General features: G+C 60.0%; 12 protein-coding genes. 9 read left to right on the top strand and 3 right to left on the bottom strand.

The annotated features are described in order from the left end of the window. The first annotated feature begins 51 nt into the window (after positions 1-51). Positions 52-696, top strand: a complete 645-nt coding sequence (locus P2W41_RS02075) for a carbonic anhydrase (protein WP_292898168.1) — start codon at positions 52-54, stop codon at positions 694-696. A gap of 9 nt (positions 697-705) precedes the next feature. Here P2W41_RS02075 and P2W41_RS02070 read toward each other — a convergent pair whose 3' ends face one another. Together P2W41_RS02070 and P2W41_RS02065 are read right to left on the bottom strand one after the other, a co-directional pair. Next, positions 706-1968 carry a multidrug effflux MFS transporter gene (locus P2W41_RS02070; protein WP_404934173.1) on the bottom strand — a complete coding sequence of 421 codons (1263 nt, stop codon included), beginning with the start codon at positions 1966-1968 and terminating at the stop codon, positions 706-708. After that, the gene (locus P2W41_RS02065; protein WP_292898170.1) at positions 1965-2432 is read right to left on the bottom strand and encodes a MarR family winged helix-turn-helix transcriptional regulator; all 468 of its coding nucleotides are present in this window, start codon (positions 2430-2432) and stop codon (positions 1965-1967) included. The genes P2W41_RS02070 and P2W41_RS02065 overlap by 4 nt, the downstream gene beginning before the upstream one ends. 143 nt (positions 2433-2575) lie before the next feature. Between P2W41_RS02065 and P2W41_RS02060 the strand changes: the two genes are divergently transcribed. From P2W41_RS02060 to P2W41_RS02025, 8 genes are all read left to right on the top strand, one after another. Continuing rightward, positions 2576-4630, top strand: a complete 2055-nt coding sequence (locus tag P2W41_RS02060) for a M3 family metallopeptidase (RefSeq protein ID WP_404934172.1) — start codon at positions 2576-2578, stop codon at positions 4628-4630. Positions 4631-4734: 104 nt separating this feature from the next. Then, positions 4735-6303 (top strand): alkaline phosphatase, encoded by a 1569-nt coding sequence (locus tag P2W41_RS02055; RefSeq protein ID WP_292898172.1) that lies wholly within the window; start codon positions 4735-4737, stop codon positions 6301-6303. A 195-nt stretch (positions 6304-6498) separates the two neighbouring features. Next, positions 6499-7428: an MBL fold metallo-hydrolase gene (locus tag P2W41_RS02050; protein WP_404934171.1), complete on the top strand. Its 930-nt coding sequence runs from the start codon at positions 6499-6501 to the stop codon at positions 7426-7428. Positions 7429-7555: 127 nt separating this feature from the next. Beyond that, the gene (gene typA / locus P2W41_RS02045) at positions 7556-9379 is read left to right on the top strand and encodes a translational GTPase TypA (protein WP_404934170.1); all 1824 of its coding nucleotides are present in this window, start codon (positions 7556-7558) and stop codon (positions 9377-9379) included. Between the two features lie 31 nt (positions 9380-9410). Continuing rightward, positions 9411-9773 (top strand): class I SAM-dependent methyltransferase, encoded by a 363-nt coding sequence (locus P2W41_RS02040; protein WP_404934169.1) that lies wholly within the window; start codon positions 9411-9413, stop codon positions 9771-9773. Further along, positions 9656-10162: a class I SAM-dependent methyltransferase gene (locus P2W41_RS02035; RefSeq protein ID WP_404934168.1), complete on the top strand. Its 507-nt coding sequence runs from the start codon at positions 9656-9658 to the stop codon at positions 10160-10162. Before P2W41_RS02040 ends, P2W41_RS02035 begins: the two co-directional genes overlap by 118 nt. A 137-nt stretch (positions 10163-10299) precedes the next feature. Next, entirely contained in the window at positions 10300-10911 is a 612-nt protein-coding gene (locus tag P2W41_RS02030; RefSeq protein ID WP_292898175.1) for a LysE family translocator, read from the top strand. A 4-nt stretch (positions 10912-10915) separates the two neighbouring features. Then, positions 10916-11527, top strand: a complete 612-nt coding sequence (locus tag P2W41_RS02025; protein ID WP_292898176.1) for a LysE family translocator — start codon at positions 10916-10918, stop codon at positions 11525-11527. A 163-nt stretch (positions 11528-11690) separates the two neighbouring features. Here the strand turns inward: P2W41_RS02025 and P2W41_RS02020 are convergent, their stop codons facing one another. Continuing rightward, positions 11691-12725 carry a DUF2332 domain-containing protein gene (locus tag P2W41_RS02020; RefSeq protein ID WP_404934167.1) on the bottom strand — a complete coding sequence of 345 codons (1035 nt, stop codon included), beginning with the start codon at positions 12723-12725 and terminating at the stop codon, positions 11691-11693. Positions 12726-12820 lie beyond the last annotated feature (95 nt).

Here is a 12820-nt window from a genome sequence, read left to right as displayed (position 1 = left end):
ACGGATCAAACCGGATTGCGCGCCACGCATTTTCTCGCTATTCGAAAACCCATGACGCACCTTCCAGAACGCCTTATCTCCGGCTACCGCAATTTCATGGCGGGCCGATACAGCTCCGAGAGTGAGCGCTACCGCAAACTGGCCAAAGAAGGCCAGTCACCGCAGACCATGGTCATCGCATGCTGCGATTCACGCGCGGCACCGGAAACGATTTTCGATTGCGGCCCCGGTGAACTTTTCGTTGTGCGCAATGTGGCCAATCTTGTACCGCCCTATGAGCCAGACGATCACCATCACGGCACTTCGGCAGCGCTCGAATTCGCGGTGCAAAGCCTCAAAGTGAAACACATCGTTGTGATGGGTCATGGGCGCTGTGGCGGTATAGGTGCCGCGCTCAACCCGTCGGCTGAGCCGCTTTCGCCCGGCGATTTCATCGGCAAATGGATGGGCCTTGTAGCGCCGGCAGCCGAAGCTGTGGCAGGCAACAAGCTGATGACTCCGTCTGAGCGTCAGACAGCGCTTGAGCGCATTTCCATCCGCTATCAGGTGCAGAACCTGCGTAGTTTTCCATGCGTGAAAATTCTGGAAGACAAAGGCAAGCTCTCCCTGCATGGTGCCTGGTTCGATATTTCAAGCGGCGAGCTGTGGGTGATGAATCCTCAGACCGGCGATTTCGAGCGGCCGCAGCTTGATTAACGAGCCTTGTTAAACCGGCCCCGGCGGACTTGGCCTTAGCGCCGTCGCCAATGCCGGTTCCGGCAGCCTGTTCCAGATAAGCCACGCGAGGATCGCGGCGGTTCCAAGCGTCGGGATGATAATCACCATTGCGAGCACGGGGTCGCCGATCAATGCCGCGATGGTGCCTCCGGCAAGCCCGGTGCCCATTTGCAAAAACCCGGTGAGCGACGATGCTGAACCCGCAATGCGCGGAAACGGCGCCAGGCCGGCTGTCATCATTGCCGGCATCACAAAGGCGATACCGAACGCATAGATTCCGACAGGGCCCATAACTCCGATAAAGCTGGGCTCGAACTGGGTCAGCGAAACGATCAGAAGAAGACTGCCTAGCCCGATGGCGGCGAGGCCAATAGGCACGAGCCTGTAGGCTCCTAGCGACCTCATCAGATAACGCGCCGCGAGCGCACCCACGAAATACATGCCCGACTGCGCGAGCATGCCGATACCGAATTCAGCCGGGGTAAGACCAACCCGGCTCATCAGGATGAAGGGCAGTACGGACGCCTGGGTGTAGAGGGCCCCAACCGCACCTGCGATGACCAGGCTTGAAAGCATGAAATAGGCGCTGCGGATCAACAGACCGTAGGAATGGATCAGGGCTTTCGGACTGATCCGCGACAGGTCGCGTTCGACCGTTTCGCGCATGCAGAAATGAATGACGAGGGAAATCACAACGCCTGCTGCAAGCATCAGTCCGAAGATCGCATGCCAACCCGCCAGCTGCATGGTCAGCCCGCCGAGCGTCGGAGCAAATGCCGGCCCGATCGCGAGGATGATGCCAATCAGGTTCATGATCCGGGCAGAGCTCTCATGCGTGAAGAGATCCCGTACGACCGCCCGCGACACCGCAACCCCTACGGCGGCTCCAAACCCCTGCAGGAAGCGCGCTGCGATAAGCGTCTCGATATTGGGCGACATCAATGCGACAAAGCTTGCCACCACGTAGATACCGATAAAGCCGAAGGTGACCGGCTTGCGCCCCAGCCCATCCGAGAGAGGTCCGCAGAAGAGCTGCGCCAATGCAAAGCCGGCAAAATAAATCGATATGGTCATCTTGACCGCTGCTTCGGTGGTGCCGAACGCCTCGACGATCTGCGGCATGGCTGGCGTGAAAAGCGCCATCGAAATCGGTCCGAGCGCCACCAGCATCGCCCCGATGATGCTGACGCGCCGTTCGCTCATCAGCGGTGGTGAGACAACCTCGTCCGACGTATCGGCGCGCAGGTTCATAAACGTCCCTCCGCCGGCTTCTGAGAGAACACAGCGAGATTGGAGCGAACGAGCTTGAGCTGCTCCAGCAGGCTTTCCCATTCAGACTGGCTGAGCGAACCCGCTGCCTTCTTTCGCATTTCCGCAGCAACCGCACCAATTGCTTCCAGAACGCCGTCGGCTGCGTCGGTGAGTTCGACCAGTTTGGCACGACGGTCCTTCGGATCATTCAAACGGCGGACGAGCGCGCGCGCTTCAAGCCGGTCCAGATAACCGCTCAACGTCATGGCCTCCACACCCATGCGCTCAGCCAGAACGTTCTGCCGAACAGCCCCCGCGCGTGCCGCATGCACCAGAGTTCTCGCCTCACCAGGTGTTACACCGATACCGGCTTCCGCTATCGCGCGGTCCATCGTACCGCGGATCAAGCGATGGATATCTGCGACCAGAAAGCCGAAGGAATCGGGATTGACAGAATGTGTCACGACTGGACCCCTTATTATAAGGCAAGCTTAATATAAGCCTTACATACAGTCATGATTGATGACCGTCAACGCCGGCCATTGCGCCGCAGGTGAGCAAGGCTTACATCGCTAAGAGCTTTCCCTTCCAACGTTCCGGAACCGTCATGCAGAAATCCGCTCCCATTGACCTTGCAACGCATCCGCTGACGAGTTGGAAAGGCCCGCACGGCCTGCCGGATTTCACCGCTTTCGACGACGCGGCTTTTGCCCCCGTATTCGACGCTGCCCTGACCGCGCACGAAGCCGAAATCACCAAAATAGCTTCCAGTCCCGAAGCCCCCGACATTGCAAACACGCTGGTGGCACTGGAGTTGGCCGGCGAAGCGCTTTCCAGGGTCTCTGCCATTTTCTGGTGCCGCGCCGGAGCGCATACGAATGAAACCATCCAGGAGCTGGAGCGTGAGATTTCGCCACGCATGGCCCGGCACGTTTCCGCGATCTTCATGAACGAGGCGCTTTTCGCCCGCATCGACCGGCTCTATCAGGATCGTGAGACACTGGGTCTCGATACCGAAACGAGCCGCGTTCTTGAGAAGACCTGGAAACGCTTCGTGCGTGGCGGAGCACAGCTTGACCAGAACAAAAAGGACCGCCTTGCAGCGATTAACGAGGATCTGGCTGGGCTCGGCGCGCAATTTGGGCAAAACGTGCTCGCCGACGAAAGCGGATGGGCCCTGTTTCTCGAGGAACGCGACCTGGACGGGCTTTCAGAGGCCCTCAAGAGCTCCATGGCCGAAGCTGCGGAAGAACGCGGCGAAAAAGGACGTTACGCTGCAACACTGTCACGCTCCATTGCCGAACCGTTTCTTGCCTCATCGGAACGGCGTGACCTGCGCGAGAAGGTGTTCAAAGCCTTTGCGAAGCGGGGCGAGAACGGCGGAAAAACAGACAATACGGATGTGATCGCCAGAACCCTGAAGCTACGCTCCGAGAAAGCCAGGCTGCTTGGCTATGCGTCCTATGCCGCGCTGAAACTTGACGACACCATGGCCAAGTCACCAGAAGCCGTGCAGGATCTGTTGCAGCCTGTCTGGCAGAAAGCGCGCGAGAAGGCCGCCGAGGATGAGAAGGATCTGGCCCGCCTCGCCGCTCGGGAAGGACAGAACCAGCCCATTGCGCCCTGGGATTGGCGATACTATGCCGAAAAGAGGCGCGCTGAACGCTTTGCCTTCGATGAAGCCGCGTTGAAGCCCTACCTTGTGCTCGACAATGTGATTGCGGCTGCGTTTGACGTCGCACACCGGCTGTTCAACCTCACCTTCGAGGAGTTGAAAGAGGTGCCCGCATGGCACGAAGACGTGCGCACATTTGCCGTGCGCAATCCCGATGGCACGACGCGTGGTCTTTTCCTGGCCGATTATTTCAATCGCCCGTCCAAGCGTTCCGGCGCATGGATGAGCGCACTTCAATCCGGCTATCGTCTGGGTGAAGGCAAATCGCCAATCATCTACAACGTGATGAATTTCGCGAAGCCGCCCAAGGGTCGGCCAGCCCTGCTATCCGTGGATGAAGCACGCACATTGTTTCACGAATTCGGTCATGCGCTACATGGTCTCCTGAGCGATGTTACCTGGCCTTCCATTTCCGGCACATCGGTCTCGCGTGATTTCGTGGAACTACCCTCACAGCTCTTCGAGCACTGGTTCACCGTGCCCGGGGTGCTGCGCAAGTTTGCCTTGCACCACGAGACCGGCGAACCCATGCCCCAGGACCTGGTGGAGAAGATGCGCGCTGCCCGCACTTTCGATGCCGGCTTCGCCACAGTGGAGTTCACCGCATCCGCACTGGTCGACATGGCCTTTCACAGTCTGGCCGAGGCCCCGGACGATCCGCTGCGCTTTGAAGCAGAAACACTGGCAAAGCTTGGCATGCCCGATGCCATCGCCATGCGCCACCGGACACCGCATTTCCTCCATGTCTTTGCCGGCGACGGGTACTCAGCCGGCTACTATTCATATATGTGGTCCGAAGTTCTCGATGCCGATGCCTTCCGCGCTTTTGAGGAAAAGGGCGATCCGTTCGATCCGGAAACGGCAGAGAAGCTGCGTCGGTACATCTATTCTGCAGGCGGCTCGGCGGATCCCGAAGATCTTTACAGGGCCTTCCGCGGCCGCATGCCCACCCCGGAAGCCATGATGGAGAAGAAGGGGCTTTCCTGAGAGAGCTTTTGACAGTCACGGATGTGTCATGTGAGCGATAACTCACTGCAACATTGAAGCACCAGATTGCCTCCCGAGAATCAACCAGATTGAGGGAGACTGTCATGACGTCCTTTGCAGTGAGTACCCGCCGCAAATTCCTTCTTGGAACCGGCGCAACCGCACTTGCCACAGCCGTGAGCGGGCTTGCCATGCCCGCGATCTCGCGGGCTTCTTCACGCCCGGTGTTCACCCATGGTGTTCAGTCTGGTGATGTTGATACGACAAGCGGCATGATCTGGACCCGCACCGATCGACCGGCAAGGGTCGAGTTCGAGATTTCAACCACCGAGAGCTTTGCCAGTCCCGTGCGGCTGCCCACCATGGACGCGCTGCCGGAGAGCGACTTCACCGTAAAGCGGCTGCTCGAAAACCTCGCTTCCGATCAGGAAGTTTTCTACCGGATGAGGGCCGTTGACCTGAACGACGTCTCGGCTGGTTCCGAGCCGATTATCGGCCAGTTCCGCACGGCTCCGTCTGCCCGCCGCGACATCCGCTTTGCCTGGTCCGGCGATACGGCCGGTCAGGGCTGGGGCATCGACGAGACCGGCATGAAGACCTATGCCACCATGGCGAAGCACCGCCCGGATTTCTTCCTCCACTCGGGCGATACCATATATGCCGATGGCCCGATGGAAGATGAGGTTACGCTGAAGGACAGCAGTGTCTGGAAAAACACCGTACTCATCGACGAAAAGCGCAAGGTCGCCGAAACGCTGGACGAGTTCCGCGGCCAGTGGAAATACAACATGATGGACGATCACGTTCGCGCGCTGAACGCCGTCTGCCCGACCTTCTTCCAGTGGGATGACCATGAAGTGGTCAACAACTGGTCGGCCTCCAAGGATCTCTCGGAAGACGACCGCTACACCGAAAAATCGGTAGCGCTGCTGCAGGCGCGTGCGGCGCGCGCTTTCCACGAAATGACGCCGATCCGCTACACCCCGGCAGAGCCCGGCCGCGTCTATCGCAAGATCGCCTACGGGCCGATGCTCGATGTCTTTTTCCTGGACATGCGCTCCTACCGTGCCGCCAATTCGGAAGGCCTCCAGGAAGCCGCCGGCGAGGAAACCCGCTTCCTTGGTGACGAGCAGATCCGCTGGCTGAAGCGCGAACTCGCCAACTCCCGCGCCACATGGAAGGTCATTGCCGCCGACATGCCGATCGGCCTCGTGGTGCCTGATGGTGACAGGATCGAAGCCATCGCCAATGGCGACAATGCCGCCCCGAAAGGCCGTGAGTTCGAGATCGCCGATCTCCTGCGCTACATCAAGAATGCCGGCATCGAAAACACGGTCTGGTTCACCGCCGACGTGCACTATACGGCCGCGCATTACTACAATCCCGACAAGGCCGCGTTCCAGGACTTCAAACCGTTCTGGGAGTTCGTTTCCGGCCCGCTTCACGCCGGCACGTTCGGGCCCAACAGGCTCGATGGCACATTCGGACCCGAGCTCAAATATGTAAAGGCTCCAAGCGAAGAACAGGGCGCCAACCTGCCGCCCTCCGCCGGGTTCCAGTTCTTCGGTCTCGTCGACATCGACGCCGCCTCGGAACAGATGACGGTGCGCCTCATGGATCGTGACGACAACGAACTCTACAAGGTGACGCTCGATCCAGTACGCTCTGCCTGATCGGGGCTGCCGATCCATCAACCGGGGTCTCTGGCCCCGGTTTTTTCTTGCGCATATTCGAGAGATTAAGCCAACAGTTGGCTCAAACTACCAAATTGTTAGAACAGCATGCCCAATTGGTCGCAGTTTGCGAAATTGAATCTTCCTCGTATCGGCACTAACTATTTTGTATCGCAAGGACGCACGGAGAGCATGATGGACCATACGCACACGCCTCGGGAAGCCGATGCAGCGGTAAAAACCGCTTATGCAAGGCCGGACGTGACCGTCTTCTTCGACAAGCGCACCTCCTCCGCCCAGTATGTCGTTGCCGACCCGGCGACCGGAAAATGCGCCATCATCGATCCTGTGCTGGATTTCGACGAGAAATCCGGAAATACCTCAACGGAACACGCGGACAGGCTCCTCGCTTTTATACGAGAAAAGGATCTGGAGCTTGAATGGATACTCGACACGCATCCCCACGCCGACCATTTCTCCGCTGCAAGCTATCTTAAGGAGAAGACGGGCAGGCCTACTGCGATTGGCGAGAAAGTCGTCGAGGTCCAGAAGCTCTGGAAGGCGATCTACAACTGGCCCGACTTCAAGGCAGACGGCTCGCAATGGGACAGGCTTTTTGCCGATGGTGACACCTTTGCGATCGGTTCGCTGCCGGCAAAAGTGATGTTCTCGCCAGGCCACACACTTGCCTCCATCACCTATGTGATCGGTGATGCCGCCTTTGTTCACGACACGCTGTTCATGCCCGATTCCGGGACGGCACGCTGCGACTTCCCCGGCGGCAGCGCCGAACGGCTCTGGACGTCCATTCAGGATATTCTCAGCCTGCCTGACGAGACTCGCACCTTCGTCGGTCATGATTATCAGCCGGACGGGCGCGAGCCCCGCTTCGAAAGCACCGTTGCCGAGCAAAAGGCGACCAACAGCCACATCTCGAAGTGCAGGACGCAGGCAGAATTTGTCGCCATGCGCGAGGCGCGCGACCAGACCCTCCCCATGCCCAAGCTTATCCTGCATGCGTTGCAGGTAAACATCAACGCAGGGCAGCTTCCTGCGCCGGAGGCCAACGGCAAACGCTATCTGAAGTTTCCGATAAACGCGCTGGAAGGCGCAAGCTGGGGCTGAACGCGACCGGGTCTTGCCCGGCATTGGCACTGCACACTTTCGCAATTGCGAAAAAACCTGTATGAGCGCGGCAACGCAACTGGCCGCGCCATGCCTTTCGCGCGCCTTCCGACCCCAAAGAGCACATATGAAACTGCGCAATATTGCGATCATCGCCCACGTTGACCATGGGAAAACGACGCTCGTTGACGAGCTTATGAAGCAGTCCGGCGCCTTTCGCGACAACCAGCGTGTTGCCGAACGGGCAATGGACTCCAACGATCTCGAAAAAGAACGCGGCATCACCATTCTGGCGAAAGCCACCTCGGTGGAATGGAAAGATACCCGCATCAACATCGTCGACACACCGGGACACGCCGATTTCGGCGGCGAGGTGGAACGTATCCTTTCCATGGTGGATGGCGCCGTGCTTCTGGTAGACGCGGCCGAAGGCCCGATGCCGCAGACCAAATTCGTTGTCGGCAAGGCGCTGAAGGTCGGCCTCAAGCCGATCGTCGCCATCAACAAGATCGACCGCCCGGACGCCCGTGCCGACGAAGTGATCAACGAAGTGTTCGACCTCTTCGCCGCGCTCGACGCTACGGACGAACAGCTCGATTTCCCGATCCTCTACGGATCGGGCCGCGACGGCTGGATGAACTACGAGCCCGAAGGTCCCAAGGATCAGGGTCTTGCCCCGTTGTTCGATCTGGTGCTCAAGCATGTGCCCGAGCCGACCACCGAGCCCGGCCCCTTCCGGATGATCGGCACCATTCTGGAAGCCAACCCGTTCCTCGGCCGCATCATCACCGGCCGTATCGCCGCCGGCTCCATCAAGCCGAACCAGGCCGTGAAGGTGCTGCATCACGATGGTACGCCTCTGGAAAACGGCCGCATCTCCAAGATCCTCGCTTTCCGCGGGCTTGAGCGCCAACCCATCGAGGAGGCCCATGCGGGTGACATCGTCGCCATTGCGGGGCTATCCAAGGGCACCGTCGCCGACACGTTCTGCGATCCGTCGGTCACCCAGCCGATGGAAGCACAGCCTATCGATCCACCGACTGTGACCATGAGCTTCATCGTCAACGATTCGCCGCTGGCCGGCACCGAGGGCGACAAGGTGACAAGCCGTGTGATCCGCGACCGTCTCCTGAAGGAAGCTGAAGGCAATGTTGCGCTGAAGATCGAGGAAGCCGACGACAAGGATTCCTTCTACGTCTCCGGCCGTGGTGAACTCCAGCTCGCCGTTCTCATCGAAACCATGCGCCGCGAGGGCTTCGAGCTCGCCGTCTCACGTCCCCGTGTGGTGATGCAGAAGGACGACAGCGGCCAGCTCCTTGAGCCCATCGAGGAAGTGGTCATCGACGTGGACGAAGAGCATTCCGGCATCGTCGTGCAGAAGATGTCGGAGCGCAAGGCCGAGATGATCGAGTTGCGCCCCTCCGGCGGCGACCGCCAGCGCCTTGTCTTTCACGCGCCCACGCGCGGCCTGATCGGCTACCAGTCGGAGCTTCTGACCGACACGCGCGGCACGGCCATCATGAACCGGCTGTTCCACGATTATCAGCCCTACAAGGGCGAGATCGGCGGCCGCGTGAACGGCGTCCTGATTTCCAATGACGATGGTGAAGCGGCAGCCTATGCCCTGTTCAACCTTGAAGACCGCGGCCCGATGGTGATCGACGCCGGCGTGAAGGTTTATCACGGCATGATCATCGGCATTCACTCCCGTGACAACGATCTGGAAGTGAACGTTCTGAAGGGCAAGAAGCTCACCAATGTCCGCGCCTCCGGCAAGGACGAGGCCGTGAAGCTGACCCCGCCGATCCGCATGACACTGGAGCGCGCGCTTTCCTGGATCCAGGACGACGAGCTGGTTGAGGTGACGCCGAAGTCGATCCGCCTGCGCAAGCTTTATCTCGATCCACACGAGCGCAAGCGCTTCGAGAAAAGCCGCGCCGGCGCGGCTTGAGACTAACCGGTTTTCCGGCCAGGTTGTCTGCATGAATGACTTGGTCGAACCGCTCTATGCCGAACCAGATGTCGCGCAGTTCTATGATTTTCGCGGGGCTGCGCGACCTGACCTGGCTTTCTGCGGGAAACTCGCCGGCAACGCCCGCTCGGTTCTAGACCTCGGCTGTGGAACTGGCGAACTGGCCGCTCTCCTGAGCGCAGGTCGACGCGTTGTCGGGGTCGATCCCGCAGCGGCTATGCTCGACTCGCGCGCACCCGCCCAGATGGAAGTACGGTGGACTGGATCGAAGGCGATGCACGCACGATCCGACTTGATGAGCGTTTCGATCTGGTTGCTCTCACGGGCCATACGTTTCAGGTCTTTCTCACCGAAGCGGATCAGCGCGCTGTGATTGAAACCATCGCCGCACATCTGAAACCGAGTGGCCAGTTCATCTTCGACAGTCGCAATCCGGATTTTCCCGGCGGGAAGACCCGCACAAAGGAAACGACACTACGCCGCTTCACACACCCCGGGCATGGTGAGGTCGAAGCGTGGAATGAGTCCACCTTTGACGACGCGGCGCAGATACTCAGCTATCGAAACAGCTATCGCGTGCTGAAAAGCGGTGAGGCGCATACGGCCACGGCACGCATTCGCTATACGCCGAAGAATGTCATCGCAGAGCTGTTGCAGGAAAGCGGGCTTCAGGTCGAACGATGGTTTGGGGATTGGACCGAAAGCACCTTCGAACCAGCATCGAAGGAGATCATTCCGCTTGGGCGCGCAGTGCCGCAATAGCCAGTTGAAGCACGCTGTAGCGTCAGGCGGGCACCAATCTCGCGCCTGGCGCAGCCGTCAACACATCCCACCATCCGGGTTGACAGTTTCCATACATAGCGCCCTAATCTCCCCCGTTTTCGTGGAGGAGCTCCCCAATGGATCCCGCATTCCTGCTCACGGCGCTTGTCGTCGTGCTCATTCCCGGCACTGGCGTCATTTATACGCTGGCCATCGCGCTTGGGCGTGGCGGACTGGCATCCATTTCGGCCGCGTTCGGCTGCACGCTCGGCATTCTGCCCCATATCGCAGCCGCGATCCTCGGCATCGCCGCCCTGCTGCATGCCAGTGCGATGCTGTTCCAGATCGTGAAATTCGCCGGGGTGCTTTATCTCCTCTGGATGGCATGGGGCGCGCTGAAGGAGAACGGCATGCTGAATGCCGAGCCAGACCGCAGCGCGATCCCGCATCGGGCGATCATCCGCCGCGGCTTCCTGATCAACATTCTGAACCCAAAGCTCTCGATCTTCTTTTTGGCCTTCCTGCCCCAGTTCATTCCCGCCGAAAGCGCCCTGCCCGCGCTCGACATGGCGTGGCTGGGCTTCATCTTCATGGCGATGACCTTCGTCGTCTTCGTGCTCTATGGGCAGATGGCTTCGCTCGTGCGCGGCAGGGTCCTGTCGAGCCCGACCATCATGAAATGGCTGCGGCGTTCCTTTGCGGCAGCCTTTGCCGCGCTCGGCCTGCGTCTGGCGCTCTCCGCAAGGTAGAACAATGGATATTTCCGCCCTCATCATCTTTGCCGGTGCATTGCTTGTCGCGGCTGGCTCTCCCGGCCCCAGCATCGCGGCGCTGGTCGCCCGCGTCATCACGCGCGGCTGGCGCGATGTGCTGCCATTCCTGGCCGCCATGTGGATCGGCGAGGGGATCTGGCTCTCCTTCGCCATCCTAGGCCTCGCCTATGTGGCGGAGACCTTCCACATGGCTTTCGTGGTGATCAAATATGCGGGCGTGGCGTATCTGCTCTATCTGGCCTGGAAGATGTGGACCGCACCGGTGGAAGCAAGTGACGAAGCCCTGCCCAATGCCGGCTCGCGCCTGCGTCTCTTCTTCACCGGCATGGCAGTGACCCTCGGAAATCCGAAAATCATGATGTTCTATCTGGCGCTGCTGCCCACCATCATCGATGTCGCCTCGGTAACGCTGATCGGCTGGGCGGAACTGACACTCACCATGGTGGTTGTTCTGGTGGCGGTGGATGCCGTGTGGGTGCTTGCCGCCACACAGGCGCGCAGGCTGCTCAAAAGCCCGCGCGCCATGCGCATCGCAAACCGCACCAGCGCCTCAATGATGGCCGGTGCTGCGGCGGCGATCGCAACGCGCTAGAGCATCGGACCGAAAAGTGGAACCCGGTTTTCGGACTATTCCGATGCTCCATCAATAGTCTGGATCGCCGCGCGTCTTATAAGACGCGCAAAGGACGCTGTAACACTTTCAAATGATGCATGTTCGTTGTCTTTCAAATGAATTCATTTGAAAGCGACATGCATTAGAGCAACCACTCGATCCAGCGGCCATGGAAGTCGCAGCGTGCAAGATCGCGGCGCTCTCCAGTGGGCCACAGCGTGAGTGAAACCAGCGCGAATGGCTCATTCGTGTCCGAGGGTTCCATGCGCAGCCATGCGATGGGTGGACCGCCTGCCCGGCCAGCCGTTTCAAGCGCGGTCTCTATACGGGCCCGCGTTTCATGGCGAAGGTATTGCCACATGATCGAATGGAAAAGCACCGTGACCCGATCGGGCCGGCGGGCGGCAAGCGCGGCCTCCACAAAGTCAGCGGCATCCGCCTTTTCCAGTGCGAACGGCGTCTCGTTTGCCAGTTCCATGGCCGCACGCAGGCGGGAAAGCCGCGCCTCCTGATCGGCCCACACATAGGAGGTTAATCGCAACCGCTGATCATCACGGGACACGTCGATGGGCGCGATGTCGCTCCCCTGGCGCGTGGCGATATCCAGCACCCCCGACAGGTCCGGTGCTGACCCGCGCGTTTCAGGCGCCTGCCTCACGGGAGAAGCGGGGTCGCCCCATGCGCTATCGCCATAGCGGTAGTGAAAGCGGTCAAACAGAAGGTTGAGCCCTGCACTCGAGCCGATTTCATAAAGGTCGAGCGGCAGGCCGGTTTCCCGCACGATGGCGAGAAAGCCCGGCAGAAGCATCGCCGAACGGCCGATCTCATTGGTCTGTGGTGCGCTGTCCAGATTCGCGCAAAGGCGCTGGTCATGGCGCGCAATGGCCGCGCTCACGGCCTCCCGAAGCTCATCAGGTGAAGCCGCGTTCGGTGGATAGACCCCGGCAAGTGCGGCATCCTCACCGGCAAGAACGAGCGCATGAAGCCCGCCACACAGACGCAGCGCCAGCGCATCCTCCCCGGGCTCGCCCGGCCAGCCGAGCACCCGCGCGCCGGTGGCGGCCTCGCGGTCCAGGATTTCAGGCAGAAGGCGGCACAGTCGCGCCGTAAAAGGAGAGCCCATGCGATCACAGGCCTGCGCCTGCTTCTCGAAATGCGCGCTGATATGGGTCGTCATACATCCCTCCTGTTCGTTGGGATGAAAACCCTAGCATGCGTTTCACGGCACCTTTGCTGCAACGCAGCAATTCATCTGGGCCAATGAACAGGGCG

Origin of the sequence: Nitratireductor sp. L15S-10 (genome assembly GCF_045011005.1) — a bacterium.
Lineage (GTDB): Bacteria > Pseudomonadota > Alphaproteobacteria > Rhizobiales > Rhizobiaceae > Nitratireductor.
Note: the sequence above shows the minus strand (reverse complement) of the source record. Positions and strands in the feature narration are given on the sequence as shown.